This window comes from Bifidobacterium sp. M3-N-101 (assembly GCF_023656805.1).
Taxonomy (GTDB): domain Bacteria; phylum Actinomycetota; class Actinomycetes; order Actinomycetales; family Bifidobacteriaceae; genus Bifidobacterium; species Bifidobacterium breve.
Map to the genome: position 1 here is coordinate 56,878 of NZ_JAMOKQ010000002.1, position 19,438 is coordinate 76,315.

The 19,438-nt window shown below is 60.0% G+C and carries 15 protein-coding genes and 3 pseudogenes; 6 read left to right on the plus strand and 12 right to left on the minus strand.

Annotated features, from left to right (window positions below; all coding sequences use genetic code 11):
• Positions 1-107: 107 nt before the first annotated feature.
• The 4 genes from NBH12_RS01760 to NBH12_RS10815 all read left to right on the plus strand — a co-directional run bounded on the left by NBH12_RS01760 (position 108) and on the right by NBH12_RS10815 (position 2,354).
• A complete protein-coding gene (locus NBH12_RS01760) occupies positions 108-725 on the plus strand; it encodes an RNA-guided endonuclease TnpB family protein (protein WP_106630235.1) in 618 nt (205 codons plus the stop codon).
• A 247-nt stretch (positions 726-972) separates the two neighbouring features.
• On the plus strand, positions 973-1,155 hold the full coding sequence (locus tag NBH12_RS11085; protein ID WP_502801744.1) for a CAP domain-containing protein: 183 nt from the start codon (positions 973-975) through the stop codon (positions 1,153-1,155).
• Between the two features lie 220 nt (positions 1,156-1,375).
• Positions 1,376-2,005, plus strand: a complete 630-nt coding sequence (locus NBH12_RS01765; RefSeq protein WP_134859338.1) for a hypothetical protein — start codon at positions 1,376-1,378, stop codon at positions 2,003-2,005.
• 214 nt (positions 2,006-2,219) lie between these two features.
• Entirely contained in the window at positions 2,220-2,354 is a 135-nt protein-coding gene (locus NBH12_RS10815; RefSeq protein WP_258927200.1) for a hypothetical protein, read from the plus strand.
• Positions 2,355-2,426: 72 nt separating this feature from the next.
• On the opposite strand, the gene NBH12_RS01770 is transcribed toward NBH12_RS10815, so the two are convergent.
• The 9 genes and pseudogenes from NBH12_RS01770 to NBH12_RS01810 all read right to left on the minus strand — a co-directional run.
• The gene (locus NBH12_RS01770; RefSeq protein WP_350448110.1) at positions 2,427-4,232 is read right to left on the minus strand and encodes a glycoside hydrolase family 2 protein; all 1,806 of its coding nucleotides are present in this window, start codon (positions 4,230-4,232) and stop codon (positions 2,427-2,429) included.
• 66 nt (positions 4,233-4,298) lie between these two features.
• Positions 4,299-6,692: a glycoside hydrolase family 3 N-terminal domain-containing protein gene (locus NBH12_RS01775; protein ID WP_250819109.1), complete on the minus strand. Its 2,394-nt coding sequence runs from the start codon at positions 6,690-6,692 to the stop codon at positions 4,299-4,301.
• Positions 6,689-7,363 (minus strand): TetR/AcrR family transcriptional regulator, encoded by a 675-nt coding sequence (locus NBH12_RS01780; RefSeq protein ID WP_015438367.1) that lies wholly within the window; start codon positions 7,361-7,363, stop codon positions 6,689-6,691. The genes NBH12_RS01775 and NBH12_RS01780 overlap by 4 nt, the downstream gene beginning before the upstream one ends.
• The gene (locus tag NBH12_RS01785) at positions 7,360-8,049 is read right to left on the minus strand and encodes a DUF624 domain-containing protein (protein ID WP_250819110.1); all 690 of its coding nucleotides are present in this window, start codon (positions 8,047-8,049) and stop codon (positions 7,360-7,362) included. The genes NBH12_RS01780 and NBH12_RS01785 overlap by 4 nt, the downstream gene beginning before the upstream one ends.
• Positions 8,050-8,054: 5 nt before the next feature.
• Positions 8,055-9,386, minus strand: coding sequence for a glycoside hydrolase family 30 protein (locus NBH12_RS01790; protein WP_015438365.1), 1,332 nt, complete (start codon positions 9,384-9,386; stop codon positions 8,055-8,057).
• A 131-nt stretch (positions 9,387-9,517) separates the two neighbouring features.
• The gene (locus tag NBH12_RS01795) at positions 9,518-11,143 is read right to left on the minus strand and encodes a type 2 periplasmic-binding domain-containing protein (protein ID WP_250819111.1); all 1,626 of its coding nucleotides are present in this window, start codon (positions 11,141-11,143) and stop codon (positions 9,518-9,520) included.
• 91 nt (positions 11,144-11,234) lie between these two features.
• The gene (locus NBH12_RS01800) at positions 11,235-12,167 is read right to left on the minus strand and encodes a carbohydrate ABC transporter permease (RefSeq protein WP_015438363.1); all 933 of its coding nucleotides are present in this window, start codon (positions 12,165-12,167) and stop codon (positions 11,235-11,237) included.
• A gap of 14 nt (positions 12,168-12,181) precedes the next feature.
• Positions 12,182-13,165 (minus strand): ABC transporter permease, encoded by a 984-nt coding sequence (locus NBH12_RS01805; RefSeq protein WP_015438362.1) that lies wholly within the window; start codon positions 13,163-13,165, stop codon positions 12,182-12,184.
• Between the two features lie 503 nt (positions 13,166-13,668).
• Positions 13,669-14,275 (minus strand): annotated as a pseudogene (locus tag NBH12_RS01810) (IS30 family transposase); the annotation flags it as partial.
• Between the two features lie 196 nt (positions 14,276-14,471).
• On the opposite strand from NBH12_RS01810, the pseudogene istA (NBH12_RS01815) reads away from it, so the two are divergent.
• Positions 14,472-15,868 (plus strand): annotated as a pseudogene (istA, locus tag NBH12_RS01815) (IS21 family transposase).
• Positions 15,865-16,635, plus strand: coding sequence for an ATP-binding protein (locus NBH12_RS01820; RefSeq protein WP_250819112.1), 771 nt, complete (start codon positions 15,865-15,867; stop codon positions 16,633-16,635). Before istA (NBH12_RS01815) ends, NBH12_RS01820 begins: the two are co-directional and overlap by 4 nt.
• Before the next feature lie 107 nt (positions 16,636-16,742).
• Here the strand turns inward: NBH12_RS01820 and NBH12_RS01825 are convergent.
• From NBH12_RS01825 to istA (NBH12_RS01835), 3 genes and pseudogenes are all read right to left on the minus strand, one after another.
• A pseudogene (locus NBH12_RS01825) lies at positions 16,743-16,924 on the minus strand (IS30 family transposase); the annotation flags it as partial.
• A gap of 109 nt (positions 16,925-17,033) precedes the next feature.
• A complete protein-coding gene (gene istB / locus NBH12_RS01830) occupies positions 17,034-17,813 on the minus strand; it encodes an IS21-like element helper ATPase IstB (protein ID WP_015439062.1) in 780 nt (259 codons plus the stop codon).
• Positions 17,810-19,309 carry an IS21 family transposase gene (gene istA, locus NBH12_RS01835; protein WP_250819113.1) on the minus strand — a complete coding sequence of 500 codons (1,500 nt, stop codon included), beginning with the start codon at positions 19,307-19,309 and terminating at the stop codon, positions 17,810-17,812. The genes istB and istA (NBH12_RS01835) overlap by 4 nt, the downstream gene beginning before the upstream one ends.
• Between the last annotated feature and the right edge of the window lie 129 nt (positions 19,310-19,438).

Genomic DNA, 19,438 nt, shown 5'->3' on the forward strand with positions numbered 1-19,438 from the left:
TCCGGACCTTCCGGTCTGACCATTTCGTTGGAGCGGTCGGGCGAATACATGGTGTCGTTCAACGTGATGAGGAACGAGCCTGACTCATGGCCGGAACCCATCCATGAGTGGTGTGGCATCGACCTCGGGCTCATATCTCTGGCGGCGATAGCCAGCCAGGACAAGGGCGGCGCGACGCACATGGAAATATCCCCAATCCGCACGTCCTGTACGAGCATGCGGAACGCCTCGCCGTATTGCAACGCAAGCTCAGCCGACTGTCGAAGGGCAGCAACCGGTACGAGGAACAACGCAAACGCGTCGCCAAGGAACATGCCATCATCAAGAACATCCGCCGCGACTGCCTGCACAAGCTCGCGCTGAAGATCGTCGCTGAAAACCGTCACATCGCGCTCGAGACCCTATACCCCGCACGACTGGCGAAGACGCGGCTGGGCAAGAGCGTGCTCGACACCGGCTGGGGAACCCTCGTAAGCCTGATCGAAGCGTACGCAGCTCGCATGAACCGTCAGGCCGTGCGAATCGCATGGAATGAACCCTCCAGCCAGATCTGCCACGCGTGCGGCGTCCGCACCGGCCGCAAACCGTTGCACGTGCGCGAATGGGAATGCCCCGACTGCCACGTCAAGCACGACAGGGATGCGAACGCCGCGTGGAACATCCTCCAAATGGCGTACGGGATTTCCCACGCGCAACCCCATACGGACTGCGAGAACATGCGATAATGATTCCAAGCGCCACCCAAACGGCGCAAACAAACCTTATAACTCAATCGTGGGCCGGTCGGGCCGACCGCCACGGTCACCAAAAAGCACGCCAGCCCAACCCCAGGGATTGGGACAGGGATGCAAATAAGACGGAATCCGCCCTCTTACGGTGGGCGCAGCGCACGATCCCCCAAACGTGAACCGATTGAAAACCCGACAGCCTCCATCAAGGCAGGGCAAGTAAAAGAACGGTCGAAGACAGGGAATCCCCGGCCTCCAGACCGGGGAGGAGGTCAACCGCGAAACCAACAAGCGTCGCGTGTCCGCCGGCCTGCCGGAATTCAAGGTCAGCTTCGTTCAAACCGCGGCCGCAAGCACAGAGGCCAACTATATGGCTTCGACCAACACGATGGAACACAACTTCAATGAGGGCGTTAGTGTTGGCTAGAACATCGCAGGCGGCCCCGATCCGGTGTCCCGCTGGTACGACGCCGAAAAGGTCACCTATGAGAAGCTCATCAGGAGCATCCAGAATACAAGGACCTGTCCGGCTACGAGCTGATGCAGAAAGGTGAGGCCGCGTACAAGACGGTCGGCCACTACCTGAACATCATCAATCCCGAAGCCACGACCATCGGCGTCGGTTACAACACGAGCGGCAAGTATGGGTGTGGTCCAGCCAGAACTTCGGCACCGACACCGACACGGCCGTCACCGTCGACGAGTACAAGAAGCTTGTCGACTCGGCCATGAACGGCGCCGTAGACCCGTCGATCGAACAAGCCGTCAAAGATGCTCAGACGGTGTACGACAAGGCCAAGGCCACGGTCGATGAAGCTCAGAAGAACGTCGACGCCATTCAGCTGAAGGTTGACGCGTACAAGGATTCCGACAAGGCGATAGCCGACGCTCAGAAGAAGCTTGACGACGCGAAGAAGGCCCTCGAGGACGCTCAGGCTGCGAAGGACAAGGCTGACAAGACTCTGGCGGACGCAGAGACGGCCGTCAAGCAGGCTCAGTCGGATAAGGAGCAGGCCGACAAGGATCTCGCCGAATTCAACGACGCCGCCACCGGCGACGAGGATACGGACACTCCGTCCGACGGCAACGACGGCGTCTTGGATCAGACCAACAGCAACACCAACAACAGCAACACTAATGCGAACGCCGCAAGTGGTGACAAACTCGCCCAAACCGGAACCGGTGATGCGACGGCGCTCACCCTCGCAGCGATCATGACGATCGCCGGCGCAGGCTGCGTGCTCGCCTCGGCGAAGATGCACAAACAGCAAGATTGACCTACATAAATAAGGTGACTGGCGGGCGGTTCAGGGCAAACCCGGGTCTCCCGCCTCTTTGTCGCGACGCGAACGCAGGTCGTGTAATCGAAACGACAACTCGGACGAAAACCATGCGTTATGAGCGGAACGGCGATATCCGCGAATGCGTCGATTCGCGCACGCCTCGCCCACGACAATGGGATTTGAAGCAACAAGGAGTTAAGGAAACGCCATGAGCTTCGAAACCAAACCATCGCACATCGCGAAACGCGACTACCCGAACAGCAAGAAAAACCGTCCCGCCGAAATCGCAGAGGCATTCCTCGACGAGCAAAGCGCGATGGAATTCGCCAATGCAATGGGTTAGCTGTTCCTCACCGGCGAGGAACAGCCAACTTCGGAATCAGCACATGCCTGAAGACGCACCTGGACGTCAGGTTCAACTCTTTTCGATTGCGGCTCGTTCCATGTTGATGTCACGCACCGCTGCGATGTCGACCTTGGGCTTTCTGTCGTGTGTGTATAGTCCGTTGCATTCCTGCTCGACGTCATATAGCTGCGTGTAGCAGAAGCCGAAAATGGCCGGATTGTCCAACAGAGCCTTCGTTAGACCGTGGTAGCGTTCCATGAACTCCGACTCGCCCGCAGCGGCCTCCCCGTACCCCCACGACTCTCCTCCGTCCACGCGTGCACGGCTTGCTATCTTGATGCCACCGTATTCGCTGACGAAGAAGGGTTTGCATCCTTGGTAACGCTGGCGTTCGGGGAATGGGTCAACGTAGCCCGAGCCGTCCGAGGGATCCAGTCCGGCGTAGTTGCCTGCGAAGCGTACGGGATCCTGCTCGTAATCATGCACGTCGTAGATGTCGGTGACGGTGTGGAACATACCGCTGGTGTCGATGCACGGACGCGATGGGTCGATGGCTTTGGTGACCGCATATGTCTGCTGGAGCACATCATCGTCTTGTTTCGTTCCGTCGACGTCCCAGGTCTCGTTGAACGGGCACCAGCCGACGATCGATGGATGATTGATGTCCCTTTCCAGGAGTTCCAGCCATTCGGGAAGGAAGGCGGTCAATCCTGATGCCGTGGTGATGTCGAGACCCCAGTTGGCCATTTCCCCCCATACGATGTATCCTTTGCGGTCGCATTCGTACAGGAACCTTGGTTCGAACGCCTTTTGGTGGAGCCTCGCACCGTTGAATCCCGCCGCCATCGACAGGTCGATGTCGCGGGACAGTTCTTCCAGGTCCTTGGCCGTATAGATGCCTTCCGGGTAGTAGCCCTGGTCCAGGACGAGGCGTTGGAATACGGGTTCGCCGTTGATGAGCACTCGGTTGCCCTCGATGTCCACGGATCGCATGCCGAAGTAACTGCAGACGACGTCTTCGCCGTAGCTGATTCGCACATCGTATAGGTTGCCTTGTCCGACGGCCCATGGGACAGTTTTCTCAAGTGGCACCTCCAGGGAGCATCTGTCACTGCCCATGGCGATGGACGCAGAGCCCACCTGGTTCCCTTCGAAGCTGATGGTTATGTTCGCCAGCTGTGATCTTTGCCGGGTTCGGCCATCGACCGTCAGGTCGATGCCGACACTGTCTCGCGATAGATTCGGATGAAAGCGGGCCGAAACGACGTGGGTCTGCGGCATGAATTCCAGCCATACGGTCTGCCATATGCCTGTAGTGCGGGTGTAGCAGCAGCCGTATGAGTCGTAGCGTTCGGATTGCTTGCCCCTTGGCTGTCGTCCAGATCGCAGTTCGTCCTTCACGCATACGACCAATTCGTTCACACCCACGTGCGCTATTCTCTGGATGTCGAAACTGAATGGGGAGTATCCTCCGCGATGCACTCCAAGTCGTTCCCCGTTCAGGTAGACGGTCGTTTCATAATCAACGGCGCCGAAGTGAAGTCTGACTATACCGGTGAGCTCTTTTTCGCTGAGTTCGATTGATCGCCTGTACCAACAGCAGTGAATGAAGTCCTTGTATTCGATACCCGACAGTTTGCTTTCCGGACAAAAAGGCACGACTATGCTCTGGTCGAAGTCATGCTTCCTGTACCATCCCCTGTCCTGTCCGCTGCAGTTGAGATCGAGTTGAAAGTCCCATGTGCCGTTGAGACAGCGCCAATTGTCTCTTTGCCACTGCGGTTCGGGATGTTCGGGCCTTGGCACGTCGCTGTGTCCTGTCGTCCCCATTATGATGCTCCCTTTCGGATGGTGTTGTTCTTTATTTTTCGTCATGTTCGGCGCAGCCCCTTTTAACGGGCTGCGCCCAACTGTCTGGGGCGCGCCGTTTTCCGATGTGCTTCAGGCTACGGCGAAGATGGCGCGTTTCAAGTCCTCTCGTCGGCTGGAGTGGCCGATGAGCAGTTCGAATTCGCCGGGTTCGACGATGCGGTTGGCGTCCGGATCGACGATGGTGCAGTCTGCGACGGGAATGTCGAAGGAGACGATCCTGCTTTCGCCCGGCTGCAGTTCGACGCGTCGAAACGCCTTGAGTTCCCGATCGGCCCAGCTGGTGGATGTCACGAGGTCCCCGACATATGCCTGCACGACCTCGACGCCGTAACGCTTCCCGGTGTTGGTCACGGTGACTTCGGCATGTATGGTGTCGGCTGCGGTGAAGACGCCGGAAGGCGGGACATTGCTAATCGTCGGATCATCGTACTCGAACGTGGTGTATCCGAGTCCCTCGCCGAACGCGAACGCCGGATCCTGCGTCAGATCGGCGTACCGGTCGCCATGCTGGCCTCTGATCTGGTTGTAATAGACCGGCAGCTGACCCGCATGGCGCGGGAAAGTGATCGGCAGACGCCCGGATGGATCCGTCAGACCGAAAATGATCTCGGCTATGGCGCGACCGCCCTCCATGCCCGGTGAAGGAGCCCACAGCAGGGCGCTTGCCCCGCCCTCGCTCTCACGGCAGTGGATAGGCGTGCCATCGGGACGCAGATTGGCGACGACAGGGACGGGACCAACCACCGACGGTGGAAGCACCTGCGGCTTGGAGCTGACCAACACCAAGACCAATGGCTTCCCGGTTTCCCTCGACACATCGGTGAGCGCATCGAGTAGTGCGTTTTGTCCGCCGAGTAGTTCGAGTGTGGCGGTGGAGCATCCTTCGCCGATCAGTTGCACTACGTCGCCGACGACGGTCACGATTGCGTCGGATTGGCGGGCTTTGGCTACGGCTTCGTCGATCATTGTCTGGTCGACGGGTGCGGGGACGGCTACCTTGGGTCGGGGTTGTCCGTCGGGATAGAGTTCGCCCTCGGGGTCGGGCACGAGGTTCACGATGTTCGCGCCGCGCATGTAGGCGACTTCGATGCCGGTCTTTTTTGCGATGGCTTTGATGCCGTCGAGTACGGTGGTGATCGCTTCGCGTGGATGGCCGTCGGGCATCCAGTTGACTTGTCCGGAGTTGCCGGCCCAGTCGCCGAGTTGGGTTTGCGCGTCGTCGGCCAGCGGTCCGATGACGGCGATGTGTTTGATTGTGTTGGCAGCGGAGCTGTTGTTTTCGATGTTCAGGGGCAGTGAGCCGTCGTTGCGCAGCAGGACCACGGATTCTCGGGTTAGCTCGAGGTTCGCCTGTCGATGTTCCGCCGAACCCATGATGACCTTGATGCGTTCGGGATCCGGTAGACGCGGGTCTTCGAAGAGTCCCAGACGGAACTTCAACGCCAGGATGCGTGACACTGCGGCATCGATCAGTGATTCGTCGAGCAGGCCTGTGTCCACGGCCTCGATCGCGCCTTCGTAGAACTGTGGCGTGGTCATGATCAGGTCATTGCCTGACTTGACGGCGTCCGCCGCCGCATGCGTATAGTCTGGCTTGACGTGCTGTTCCCAGACGGAGCGGCCCACGTTGTCCCAGTCGGTGATGAGTGTGCCCTGGTAGTTCCAGGAGCCACGTAGCTTTTCTTTCAGGAGCCACTGGTTGAAGGTGACCGGGACGCCGTCAATGGATTCGTATCCGAGCATGAATGTGCCGCAGCCTTCTTTGGCTACGCGTTCGAAGGGTGGAAGGAACCATGACTCAAGCTTGCGATGGCTGAGGTCAGCCTCGGATGCGTCGCGGCCGCCCTGAGTTTCGGAATAGCCTGCGAAGTGTTTGGCGCAGGCAAGGATAGCGTCTCGGCCCAATGGTTCCGTGGCGTTGGCTCCGCCTTGGTAGCCTTTGACGATGGCGCTGGAGAGTTCGCCGATCAGCGTCGGATCTTCGCCGAAGGTCTCCCCCACGCGTCCCCAGCGGGTATCGCGGGCGATGCACAGCACCGGGGAGAAGGTCCAATGCACACCCGTGGCAGAGACCTCTTCGGCAGTTGCCCGGCCCATCGATTCAATCTTGTCCGGATCCCAGCTTGCCGCCATGCCCAATTGTTCGGGGAAGATCGTCGCTCCGGGCCAGAAGGAGTATCCGTGGATGCAGTCGTCGCCGATGATCAGGGGAATGCCGAGACGTGTCTTCGTGTTGACGGTCTCGGCCGCTCGAGGCAGGTCGTCCGGACTAGTGTGCAGGATCGAGCCGACGTGCCTGTTCACAATCAAGTCGTCCAAGTCGCCGGAGCGTGCGTCGAGCTGCATCATCTGCCCGACCTTTTCTTCCAGGGTCATGCGGGAGAGCAGGTCGTCGATGCGTTCTTCAACCGGCAGATCCGGGTTGCGGTAGGGGAGCTTCTGGCCGCTGATGTTCTCGCTCATACTTGTTCGTTCCTTTCGTCTTTTTGCGGCTCGTGGCCTATTTCGGTTTGCCTGTGATCGAACACCACCGCGATCAGCGCTTTTATCGCGAAGTCCACGGTGCTGGGCATGTCGATGTGGTCTTTATCAATGAGCCATTGCAATTGCAGGCCGTCCATGACCGCGATGATGGACGCGCAGGCCGCTTCGGCCTTTTCCTCGTCGAGGTCCCGTCCCATTTCGTCGGCCATGTCCTGCATTCGCTCTTTGAGTTCGTTGCGTAGTCCGTCGTACCGTTCGTGGAAGTATGTGTTTCCCGGGTTGTTCTCCGTCACTGATTCGGCCGACAGGGTGACGAAGGTTCGCACCACGTTGGGACGGCTCGCGTTCAACTCTGCGGTCTCCACCAAGTGGCGGAACGCCTGCGCCCCCCTGGGCAGATGCCCCTGGTCGAATTCGGCGACTTCGCTGGAGTCCCGGTTCCTGAGCACCGCTTCCAGCAGTCCTCGTTTTGATCCGAAGTAATGCAGGACCCCGGCCCTGGTCATTCCTACCCTGTCGGCCACTTCCTGCAGCGTTCCGTTCGCCGTGCCTTTGCTGCCGAACACGTCGGCGGCGGCCTCGATGATGCTTTGGCGTCGCTCCTCGGTCTCGGGTCGGTGCCGTGGCGTGGTTTTCTTCTCGTTGTTCATGATTCGATGTCGGCTTTCATTCTTGTGGGTTCGGTTCGAGGCGTTGTCCCATGGCTCGCCGCCGGCCTGGACTGCGCCACGTGTTCGAGCAGGATCGGCTCCAGTATCAGCACGTTGATCCAGACGCATGATGCCGGGGCGAACAATAGCCACACCAGCAGCAGGCGCGGCGCGAAGACCGGCAGGCCTCCCATGAGGACGATGGTCACGACCACGCACGCCATGGACGGCAGGAGGTGCTGCAAGGCCAGCGAGAACGATCCTCGAATAATCTCGCCCACGCTCATCGTGAAGTAGGCGGGAAGCATGAACATGTACGTCGCGGCCATGAGGATGACGCCGTACGCCGCCAGGATCAGCAGCATGAGGGGCGTGAACGAGTTGGTGAGGTTCTGCAATTCCTGGAATCCCAGCACCATGTCGATGCCCGCCGTCAGAAGCATCGCCCATAATCCGGTCGGTTTTGCGAATCCTCTTCTGAATTCACGGACGAATTCCCTCCATACGGCGACGTCCCCCTCCCGTCTCATCCTGCGGCACACCGAGTAGGCCGCCGAGATGCTGGCGCCTATGGTGACGAGAGGCAGGCTGAACAGCACCATGAGGACGTTGAGTTCTAGAATCTGCACCATGGTGCTCAGCAATGCGTATAGTTTGCCGTCCGTGGAGAATATCTGCTTGATCATTTGCCTCACCTCCATACGATCGTAGCGACGGCTTTAGGCGTCAGCGTAACGTTGGCCGCGTTATCCTCCCACCCCGCCCTGACGGTTATCGGAGATTCCCCATCGTTCAGAAGAACCATGGCGCGGCTTCCATCTTCGTTGAGCGCCGCCACGCATCGCGCGCCGTCCGTGTTTCCCGTTGCGATGGTGGGGACGACATGGGCCCCCGGACGAATGTGACGGCTGAAATGCGCCAGCCCGTAGTAGTCGATCTCCTTGCTCGCCTTGCGACGTTCGGAGTCGACGCGCAGCAGCCCCCCGCATGTGGATTCCCCGAATCCAGGCACCGTCGGTCCGCGATGCTCGTCCAAAGCGATGTTCCATAGGACGAACGCATTCGCCCCATGGTTCAGTGCCTGGATGATCATGCCAACCAGGTGGCTAAACGCCGGTTCGAACCCGGGGATCCATTCTCCGCCCGACGCTTCGGTCACATAGGAGAGTTTCCCGGGGTGGCGTTCGGACACGACGCTCTGCGATTGGGGGTCGCCCGCGTACCAATGCCATGCGATTCCATCGAACGATTCGGCCGCGCCGTCAAGCAACGCCAGCGGATAGTCGCATCTGTCCCAATTGTGGTCGTATCCGAGTATCAGCGTCTTGAATCCCGCTTCGCGCATGGCCGTCCTGAGATGGTCCCTGACGAAGACGGTCTCCTCCTGTGCGCTCATCGCCATGCTGGGGTAATGGGTGGGCTCGTACAGGGGCTCGTTCTGGGGCGTGACGGCATGTACTTCGATGCCGTGGGACCTGTAGGCGCGCAAGCACTGGACGAAATACCTGGCGTAGGTTTCCCGGCAGTCTTCCCTGAGGCTTCCCGCCTTCATGCTTCCGTTGGTCTTCATCCATGCGGGGGCGCTCCATGGGCTCATCACGACCTTCAGGTCGGGGTTCAGCCGCTTGGCCTCGTGGATCAGGGGTATCACGTTGCGTTCGTCTCGCGCGATGGAGAAATGCTCCATCGAGTCGTCCCGTTTCCCATCCGGCATGTCGTCGTAGCTGTAGACATCCCTGGCGTAATCGCTTGCGCCCATCGGATTGCGGAGCATCGACAGGCCGATGCCCTGGTCCGGGTCGAAGAGGTCCGTCATGGCTTGTTTTCTGCTCTCATCGTCCAGCGTCTCGTTGAGCAGATACGCGGAGGAGTCCGTGAGGGACGCGCCGAAGCCGACGACGCGCTGCATCGTTTCCCCGGGTTTCATCATGATCTCCACGTCGAACGTCCCCTCGTGCGAGGCTTGTTCGATGGGTTCCATGAGATGCCTTTGGGAAATGGTGCGGAAGATCTTCGCTCCCATGGGTTTCCTCCTTCTTCAATCAACCGTTCGTCGACGTTGACGTCATGGCCGTGCTTATGTCTGGATGGTCCCCCATGGGGGTGAACAACGGGCAATCGCCCGGAACCGTTCACCCCCATGGGGGGATGGGCTCACTCGCCCAGTCTCTTCATGTTCGCGGCGATCTTCTCGTCGCGGATCTTGTTGATCTGGTCGATGCCGTTGTCCTTCTCGAACTTCTCGTACGTGGTCAGCAGTTCGTCGAATTTCTTTTCGGATTCGGCGCGGATCATCGACACCAGGGTCGTCGACCAGTTCGTGTTGATCGCGGACAGGGACCGAGACTGAGGAGTGTTCGCGTCGGGGCTGATGTTCTCGATCTCGAACTGGGGCTTGAGGTAGTCTCGTCCCCAGTCCTGCATCTGACGGATCGCTTGGACGTATGAATCCTTGTTCAGGGCCTTGTACCGGTCGTGGCTGAACAGGACGAACTCGCCGATTCGCCATTCCTTCTGGAACTTCTCCGGTTCGTTGGCGCGCACTTCGTTGGCCTCGTCCGTCCATGAGACGGTGCCGTCGGAGTTCTTGGTGTAGGTCTTTCCCTCGATGCCGAAGTTCACCAGGTACTGGCCGGGGTCGTCGAGCAGATACGTGTACAGCTGCATGGCCTTCGCCGGGTTCTTGGTCTTCTTGGAGATGTAGGTGATGGTCCACCCGCTCAGTCCGGCCTGGGACAGGGTCGGCTCGTTGCCCTCCGCGGACTCCATGGCGTCGACGGCGACGTATTCCTTGCCGGGGTTCGAGGACATCCAGGTTTGAAGTTCGGTGCCTTTCTGGTGGAACGCCTGGAGCAGCATGGTGGCGTACTTGCCCGAGCTCACCTTTTCCTTGAGCGTTTCCTCGTCGTCGGCGAAGCTGTCGTCGGAGATGTTTCCATCCTGGTGTACCTGCCTCAACGCCTTGAGCCAGGTCACGTAGTCCTCGTCTAGGTTCCTCTCGTAGAACTTGCCGTCTTTGATGATCGGAACGCCGAGCATGTTCTGCAATGTGGCGTCGAGGGAGCTGTTGGATGCGTCGAACGAGTTGAAGCCGAACGGGACGAGATCGGGGAACTTCTCCTTGATGGTCTTCATCGCGCTGACGAATCCCTCCGGGGTCTTGAAGTCGACATCTCCGATCGCGTCCAGCACGTCCTTGCGGATGATGAACGCGTCCGTGGGAGGAATGGTTCCGTCCTCATAGTCCTGGGACGTGTTCGAGTACGAGGGGTAGCCGTAGGTCTTGCCGTCCTTGAGCTTGTACCAGTCCAACGTCTGCTTCTGAGCCACCTTGGTGAAGTACGGATCGTACTTCTTGGCGAGGTCCTGCAGTGGCAAAGCCCATTTGTTGGCCGTCTGCGCCACCTGGGAGCTGGAGTCGAAGATCGTGATGAGGTCCGGCATGTCGCCGCTGGCGAAGAATGTGTTGAGCTTGGTGTTATCACCTGTGATGAACTCGACGTCGAGGTTCAGGTCTTCCTTGATCTGCTTGGTCACGAGATCCTCGCCCCAGGATTTGTTCCACCAATCGGCGTTGACGTACCAGGTGAGCTTGGTGTCATTAGTCTTGTCCAGCTTCCATGCCGGAGTGTCCGCGGACACTTCGTAACTGGGATCTGGCAAGTTCGCCGTAGCGTCGTCCGTCTTGGCCGACGAACTGCCGCCGCATCCGGCCAACACCAGCATGGAGGCCGCTCCAGCCACCGCGACCATTTTAGTGAAGACTCCTTTGTACTTCATTGTTCCATTCCTTTCATTTCATTTCTTTTTCTGTCTTCTTTGGGCGAGAATTGCCGTGGGCTCGCGCGGATCAGGGTCTCCATCGGCCGTCTCATCCTTTCACCGCGCCAAGCATCGTGCCGCTGACGAAGTACCTTTGGACGAACGGGTAGAGTATGAGGATCGGCGCGATGGTGATGATGATCGTCGCCAGACGCATTCCTCTTGTCGTGGTGTCGACCATCAGCGATCCCACGGTGCCCATTTGCGCCGAGGCCTGCGAACGGACGATGATCTCATAGAGCCTCATCTGCAGCGGATACAACGCCTCGTTGTTGATGTACAGCTTGGTGGTCATGAAGTCGTTCCATTGGGCAACTCCGTGGAAGAGAGCGATGGTCGCCAACGCCGGCTTGGAGAGCGGGAGGATGATCGAGGAGAAGACCCGCAGCTCCCCCGCTCCATCGATCCTTGCGGAGTCGATCAACGAATTCGGCACCTGTCGGAAGAAGTTCATCAGGATGATCACGTCGTAGTAGCTGAACAGTCCGGGGATGATATAGACCCAGAAGGAGTCCAGAAGGCCCAACGACTTGATGAGCAGATAGGTCGGGATCATACCGCCGGAGAAGAACATCGTGATGATGCCCATCGCGGAGTACACTGACCTTCCCTTCAGATATGCCTTGCTCAACGGATAGGCGAACACGGCGCAGAACATCGTGTGCGCGATCACGCCCACCGCGGTTCTGGAGACGGAGATGAACAGCGACTGCCACAATCCATCGTCGGAGAACACTGCCGCGTAGTTGTCGAGGGACAACGCTTTCGGCCAGAAGATGAAGTCGTTTTCTGACAGGGATTCCGAAGTGGCGAACGACGAGATGACGATGTTCCACACCGGAACCACGATGATAATGGTGAACAACAGCAGCAGGGCGGCGTTCGCTACGTCGAAGAAGATCGAATTATGCCTCACGCGCTGGGATCGGGCAACGAAACTAGGTTTCCCTTCGGGAAGGCCTTTCACGGTCTTTGCATTCATGTCGTCTTCCTCTCTCAGAGCACGGACTGATTGTCGTTGATTTTCTTCGTCACCAGGTTGACGGCTACCAGCAGGATCGTGGACACGATCGAGACGCCGAGGCCCACGGCCGTCGCATAGGAGAAGTCTCCTTCGGACAGGCCCACCCGGTAGACGTAGGAGTTGATGACCTCAGCCTTGGGCTGGTTCTGTGAATTCATCAGGACGAGCGTCTGGTCCAGGTTGGATCCCAGTAGTCCCGACACCGTCAGGATGAGGTTCAGGATGATGATCTGGCGGATGCCCGGGATGGTGATGTTCCATATGCGTTGGATCTTGGATGCTCCGTCGATCTCCGCGGCCTCGTACAACGCGTTGTCGATTCCCGCCATGGTCGCCAGATACAGGATCGTTCCCCATCCGGCTTCCTTCCACACGTCCGAAAGGGAAGCGATCCACCAGTATTTGTCGGCGTCGAGCAGATAGTTCGAGTCTGCGTTGAAACCTAGGAATTGAAGGATTTCATTAAGAAGGCCGTTGGTTGACAGCCAGTTGATCAGCATGCCTCCGAGGATGATCCATGAAAAAAAATGAGGGAGATAGGTCAGCGTCTGTACTATCTTCTTGAATGGTGTCCATGGGATTTCGTAGATCATGACCGCCAACACGATGGGCAGGAGGAATCCCAGCGTCAGTTTGATGAAGCTGATGCCCAGGGTGTTGACCACGGATTGCCAGAAATACTGGTCCTTCAGGATAGTTTCGAAATTCTGCCAGCCGACCCAAGGCGCGTCCTCGATGGTGTCCACCACCGTGTATTGCTTGAATGCCAGGACCAAACCGTAGATGGGGATGAAGTTGAAGACGATCATGAAGATGATGCCAGGCAAGATCATGGCCTGCAGCTGCCATTGTCTCCCGAACTGGACGAACCATGATCTGACGCGGTGGACATTGCCTTCGGATCGTGCCCTTCCCCTCCGGGTGGAGATTCTCCTGCTTTTTTCTGCAGCGCCCATGCTCGTTCACTCTCCTTAAAGGAATGCAATACACAACATCTTTGTTACCACTGCAATTCGAATCCTCTTTTGGACTCGATATCCAGTACGCATAATGTTACTTACTTGTAAGTAAGTATGTCAAATGGCATGTCACCCTCAAGCGAGCCATCTTGAGCCTCGAATTAGGCTCAAGCAACCGTTTTCTCTTCTCCGATAACGTTCGATAATCCGTACACGCATGCGAAAAAAGAGGGTTATTCGTAATGAAGTGATTCCCGCCGTAACAATCTCATTTCGGAATAACCCCACATACACCGATGAGCCAATCTCGAGCTAGTCGATCAAATCCTCGAGTTCGCCTGCGAACCATCGCAGTTCGTCATCCGTGGTGCGGAACGTTATGCTCGCCGTACTGTTGTCGACACGGACCGTGTAATGGTCGAGGGGTGGATTTTAGTGGTGGTTGCAACGCCTGAGGTTTGAGCGGTCTTCCATGGCCGCGTTGTCGGTTGTTGAGGTTGTCACGCGGCGTCGGGCAGTTCGATGATCTTCTCGCTTGGTTTCATGGAGCCGGGGGTTTTGCGTGGCCGGTCGTTGAGTTCCTCGGCGACCGCGTCGAGGTGGTCCTCCGGGTAGACGGATGGGCCGGTGCCTTTGGGGAAGTGCTGGCGCAGGAGCCCGTTGGTGTTCTCGTTGGTGCCGCGCTGCCACGGGGAGTGCGGGTCGCAGAAGTAGACGGCCATGTCCGGCGAGGCGTCGATCCGTTTGTGCGGGGCGGGTTCCGCTCCCTGGTCCCAGGTCAGCGAATCGCGCAGGAGTTTGGGCGGCGGGGCCATTTTGTCGATGATGGCCCGCTGGACGTGTCCGGCGTCGCGCCCGTCGGGCAGGTGCGGCAGGATCGTGAACCTGGTGGCGCGCTCGACGAGCGTGCCGATCGCGCTTTTGTCGCGGCCGCCGGTGATGAGATCGCCCTCCCGGCGGCCCGGGACCGCCCGGCCCTCGATCTCCGGGGGGTCGCTCCGAGATCATGACCATGGGTTCGCGGAAACGAGGTTTGCGGCCTTGGCCGCCTTGGGGCCTGCGGGCGGTTCGCCCCTGCCTCACGGCGCGTTTCGGCTCCTGCTTGAGTCCGTCCCCGGCGTGCTGTGTGTGATCGAATAAAGGTGTTCACTGTCGGCACTTGTTCCTGAACACCCTGAGCGTTCAATTTGGACGGTGTCGGCGGTGATGGCGCCGGTGGAATGGGAACACCGGCATCGTCCGGTTCCTTGGTGGATTCCCGAGTGCCTGTCAACCAAACTGGTGGTTCCCGGGAGGAAAGGAAATGACGGCACCGGTGTGTGTCCGACGGCGTATCAGGCAGCTCGACCGCCAGGGCCTGAGCCACAGGGGGATATCGCGGAAACTCGGCGTATCGCGCACGACCGTGGCCAGGTACGCCGACCACGGGGATTACTCTCCCAAGCCCCTTGGCTCGGGGCATGCGGGCAGGTCGCTGGTCGACGCGGGGTATTCGGCCGTCGTGGACGGGTGGCCGGCCGCGGATCTGCGCATGCCCGTCAAGCAGCGCCACACCGCGACGCGCGTGTACGAGCGGCTCGTGGCGGAGTGCGGGTTCACGGGCTCGTATTCGTCGGTGCAGCGCTGGGTCAGGCGCTGGAGGCGGGAGCATCGCATGGAGTCGGACGGCTTCGCCGAGTTGGAGTGGACGCCGGGAAGCATGCAGGTCGATTTCGGCCAGGCCGGGGCCGTGATCGCCGGAGTCGAACGCGTGGCGCGTTTCCTGGTGGCGTCGTTCCCGTATTCGAACATGCGCCGGGTGGTCGCCCTTCCCGGCGAGACCTCGGAGTGCGTGTGCCAGGGTCTGCTGTGGATCTTCGAGCGCATGGGCATGGCGCCCAGGGTGGTGGTGTTCGACAACGCCACCGGCGTGGGCCATCGCAGGCCGGAGGGCACGGCCGCCCGGACCCGCTTGTTCTCCCTGTTCTGCGCGCATCACGGGTTCGGGCCCCGGTTCCGCGACCCGTGTTCCGGCCATGAGAAGGGCAGCGTGGAGAACGCCGTCGGCTTCGCGGGGCGCAACCTGATGGTGCCGATGCCGTCGGCCGGGAGCTTCCAAACGCTGACGCGCGTGTGGCTCGACGCGTGCGAACGCGTCGCCGGATCGGACCACTGCCGGCATGATGTTCCGGTGATCGAACTGTTCGAGGCGGAGAAGGACCACATGCTTCCATTGCCCGGCGTGCGGTTCGACCCGTGCGACTGGAGGAGCGTGAAAACCGACAAGACCGGCGCCGCCACGATCGACGCGAACCGGTATCCGGCCGGACCGAAATGGCGTTCCATGCGCCTGCAGGCCGGGGCGCGCGTCTTCGAGATCGAACCGCGGGGCCCCGACGGCGAAACGATCACCACGCCGGAGAGGATCTGGGGCCATTCGGCGAAAACCCGATCAGGAACGATTTCCCCGAAACCGTGCGAGCCCTGCCCGACCGCATGGACGCACGCACGCGCTCCGATCCGCTCGACGACATCCGAGCCGTTGCCGCCGACTGCGGGCTCGCCGCCACGGCCAAAGCGGTGGAAACCGTCACCAACGCGGGACGGACCGTCGACCGCGCGGCGATCGGCACATGCGCCAAACGCATCCTCGAGGGTGCGGGAACCGAAGGCGGGCAGGATCTGAAGCGTTACGACAAATACATGAAGGAGGCCGAATGAGCCGGCAAAAACCGCGGCAGCGCGGCGGCCGCGTTCCTGACAAGGCCACGCCGGAACAGGTCATGGGCCTCGCCCGCAACCTGCCGTTGACACACAGCGTGCCCGGGAAGGCCCTGGAGGACGCCACGCCCGGCCGGCTCGGCTTCCTCGCCAACCTGCTGGCGGCCGAGAACGCGAGCCGGGCCGAATCCAAACGGCGGCGGCTGCCCAAACAGGCCGGCTTCCCCCGGAGCAAGACCCTGGACGGCTACGACCGGAGCATGGCCTCGTTCCCCGCCGACCGGGGCCGCGAACAGCCGGAAAGCCTGGAATTCGTCGACCGGGCCGAGGACCTCGTGCTCTACGGCGACGTCGGCTACGGCAAGACCCACCTGGCCATCGCGATCGGCATGCTCGCATGCCAACGCATGATACCCGTGAGGTTCCTCGCCGCCTCCAGCCTGGTCATGCGCTTGAGGAAGGCCAAGGACGACAACAGATCGGACGCCGAGCTCAAGTCGATAGGCAGGGCCGGGCCGGTCATCATCGACGAGCCCGGCCACCTGCCCATCGACATCGACGGGGCCAGGCTCCTGTTCCAGGCCGGCGCGGACAGCTACGAGACACGCAGCGTCACCTCCGCCTCGAACCTCGAGTCCGGCAGATGGGGCGACGTGTCCGGAGACGGGGACATGGCCGCCGCGGTCATCGACCGCATCGTCCACCACGGCAGGATCCTCCGCTTCCACGGCGAATCCCATCGGAACAAACACTCCCTCATGAAATAAACCAAACAAACAACAAAACAAGGAACCAACCGCCGACGGTGTTCAACTTGAAAGCCGACGGCGTTCAGATTAAGCGCCGAACACGTCCACCTCAATTTGACGAAATACACCGGGATGCGCTCCTCCTGATTGAGGTGGCGCGCGTGGATCCGTTTGGGTCTGCCATGGCGGAACGACACCAGTCCATGCTTGCCCTTTCGTCCCCCCCGGTGGCGCGGGTGCGCCCGTTGCGCCATACCTTGCCGGCGCGCTTGGAGACCCCGACCGCATGGGCGGCCTGGGTGAAGTGTGTTTTGTCAAGTTGTTATAGGCCAGTGTGGCGTGAGTTTTCCTTCCGAAAAAGCGGTAGGTTTTAGTCCAGTTCGGAACTGGCCTGTCATTGCTCGTGTTTTATTGTTTCATTGCATAAGAGCATGAGTCCTGCGATAGGACTCGCCCTCGAACCTGAGCATCCTGCCGTGATGCACGGTCCGGTCGATGATCGCCGCGGCCATGTTCGGATCCCCGAACACGCGTCCCCATCCGCTGAACTCGATGTTCGTGGTGTAAACGATGGATTGCATCTCGTACGCGTTGGTGATGACCTGGAACAACAACCGGCTGCCTTCCTCGTCGATCGGCACGTAGCCCAACTCGTCGATGATCAACAGGCGGGCCTTGCCGATGGACGCGATTTCCCTGTCGAGTTTGCCTTCCGTGCTGGCGTGCAACAAGCGCATGACCAGGCCAGCGGCGGTGAAGAACCGTACCGTCATGCCTTCCAGGCAGGCCTTCCTTCCCAACGCCATCGCCAGATGGGTTTTGCCCGTGCCGGGAGGTCCGAACATGACCACATCCTCCGGACGGCTCGCGAACTCCAATGATTCAAGCGACCGCCTGCCCCAATCCACCGGAAAACGAATGTTCTCCCAGTCATAGCCGTCCAATGTCTTGACGGCCGGGAAACCGGCCTGCTTGAGCAGCCGGGATCGTTTCGATCGTTCCCTGGACTCGATCTCCGCGTTCATCCATTGGTCCATGAACTCCATTTGCGACGGGGTCGCGGTTTCGAGCTGGTCGGCGAGCACTTGCCTGGTCAACGGCAGTCGGCGCGCCAATCGCATGATCGTTTCCATTTTCCTGTTCGTGGACGCGCGGCGTCGGGTGGCGTCCGGCGCGGGGTTCTGGATCCGGCTCATCGGTCCTTCCCTCCTTCCCGCTCCTTGAGCGTATCGCCATCGCCTGTTTTCATGAAGTCGTCGTACACGCTCAGGTCGGGCGCGGGAACATCGGCCGGCGCCTCGCCGGACGCTATCCGTCTGGCCATGATGCTCAGGGCTGCCTCGTCGATCGGTCTGCCCTGGCCGATGATGTGTTCCGCGGCTTTGCAGGCCGCGTCGAAACCGCAAGCGGCACCCACGCGCTCCAACAAGCGGAACGTGGCCTTGCGCCGGGCGGAGTCCTGCGCGTCGATCAGGGTTCTCAGGCCCTCGGGAAAATCACCGCGCACGGGTGATTCGCCCCACGCGCGTGGCTTGCGCGCCAATGCCGGCAGCAGCGACGACGGGCTACGCACCGTACCGGCCTGCTCGCCATAAGCCCTGGGCAGCGAGGCCACCTTGCGGCCGTCGCGGGTACGGATCTCCACGTCGAACGCGCGCAATCCCACCAATAGCGGCCAGCTACGCCAGGCCGGGCCCGCGAGGTAACGATACGAACCGACCTGTATGACACCTTCCTTGTCGGCGCGCCGTTCCTGCCAATCGACCGCGTCGAAGCGCACGCGCGGCAATGGCCGCATGCCCGCCCGGTCCTCTTCGAACAAGTCGTTCACGCTTTCATCAGCCCGGTAATGCTTGTCGTTGCCGAGTTCGTCACACCGCGACAGCAGATGCTTGCTTAACTGCGCATAGGACTCGACGTTCAACAACGGGACCATGAGGTTGCGGCGCAGGAACCCGACCGCGTTCTCCACGCTGCCTTTCTCCCAACCGCTCCTGGGATTGCAGAACCTGGCCTCGATCCGGTAATGCTCCAGGAACAACTGGAAGAGCCCGACGATCGTGATCTTGTCCCAAGCGGTCCGGTGCGCGGCCCCTGTGGCGTTATCCATCACCAACACCATCGGAACCAGGCCGATATGCTCGAAGATCTCGACCAATCCCTCGCACACGCATTGCGCGTTCTCGCCAGGCAACGCGACCACGTAACGCTTGTTCGAATACGGAAACGACGCCACCAGGCAATGCACCTTGGTTTTCACGCCCGCCAGCACCACCACGGCCTCGCCGAAATCGACCTGCATGACCCCGGACCGCCATTCCAGCTCCATGAACCCGTCACAGGCGGGACGATGTTCTTGATGCCATTGCTTCACGTAACGCTGCACCGCGGAATACGAGCCGGTGAACCCTTTCTCCGTGACGAGTCTGTCGTACACGCGTTTGGCGGTATGGCGCTGCTTGCGGGGCATGAACCGGTCCGCTTGCAACCACTCGTCGATCACGGGCGTGAACCCGTCGAGTTTCCTCGGCCGCGTGGTCGATGGTTTGGGTTTGGGCGAGCAATCCTCCATCAAGGCGTATTTCCTGACCGTGTCCCTGGACACGTTCAAATCACGGGCGATGGCTCGCCATGGCGTTCCCTGCTGGTCAAGGAGCCTGATACGTTGTTGAACCGACACCGGTATGGTCATTCCTTTCCTTTCCCGAGAACCGTCAATGGTTGTTTTTTCAACTCGGGAAACTAATCGATAACGACAGACCGGTGTCACTTGTTTTCCATCAACGATGAAATGGACTAATTCCTACCGCTCTTTCGGACT

What these genes read in the sequence shown, in the direction of transcription:
- NBH12_RS10815 (WP_258927200.1), top strand. Translation starts at nt 2,220, where the DNA reads ATGAGCTTCGAAACCAAACCATCGCACATCGCGAAACGCGACTACCCG.
- NBH12_RS01770 (WP_350448110.1), bottom strand. Translation starts at nt 4,232, where the DNA reads ATGACGAAAAATAAAGAACAACACCATCCGAAAGGGAGCATCATAATG.
- NBH12_RS01775 (WP_250819109.1), bottom strand. Translation starts at nt 6,692, where the DNA reads ATGAGCGAGAACATCAGCGGCCAGAAGCTCCCCTACCGCAACCCGGAT.
- NBH12_RS01780 (WP_015438367.1), bottom strand. Translation starts at nt 7,363, where the DNA reads ATGAACAACGAGAAGAAAACCACGCCACGGCACCGACCCGAGACCGAG.
- NBH12_RS01785 (WP_250819110.1), bottom strand. Translation starts at nt 8,049, where the DNA reads ATGATCAAGCAGATATTCTCCACGGACGGCAAACTATACGCATTGCTG.
- NBH12_RS01790 (WP_015438365.1), bottom strand. Translation starts at nt 9,386, where the DNA reads ATGGGAGCGAAGATCTTCCGCACCATTTCCCAAAGGCATCTCATGGAA.
- NBH12_RS01795 (WP_250819111.1), bottom strand. Translation starts at nt 11,143, where the DNA reads ATGAAGTACAAAGGAGTCTTCACTAAAATGGTCGCGGTGGCTGGAGCG.
- NBH12_RS01800 (WP_015438363.1), bottom strand. Translation starts at nt 12,167, where the DNA reads ATGAATGCAAAGACCGTGAAAGGCCTTCCCGAAGGGAAACCTAGTTTC.
- NBH12_RS01805 (WP_015438362.1), bottom strand. Translation starts at nt 13,165, where the DNA reads ATGGGCGCTGCAGAAAAAAGCAGGAGAATCTCCACCCGGAGGGGAAGG.
- NBH12_RS01820 (WP_250819112.1), top strand. Translation starts at nt 15,865, where the DNA reads ATGAGCCGGCAAAAACCGCGGCAGCGCGGCGGCCGCGTTCCTGACAAG.
- istB (WP_015439062.1), bottom strand. Translation starts at nt 17,813, where the DNA reads ATGAGCCGGATCCAGAACCCCGCGCCGGACGCCACCCGACGCCGCGCG.
- istA (WP_250819113.1), bottom strand. Translation starts at nt 19,309, where the DNA reads ATGACCATACCGGTGTCGGTTCAACAACGTATCAGGCTCCTTGACCAG.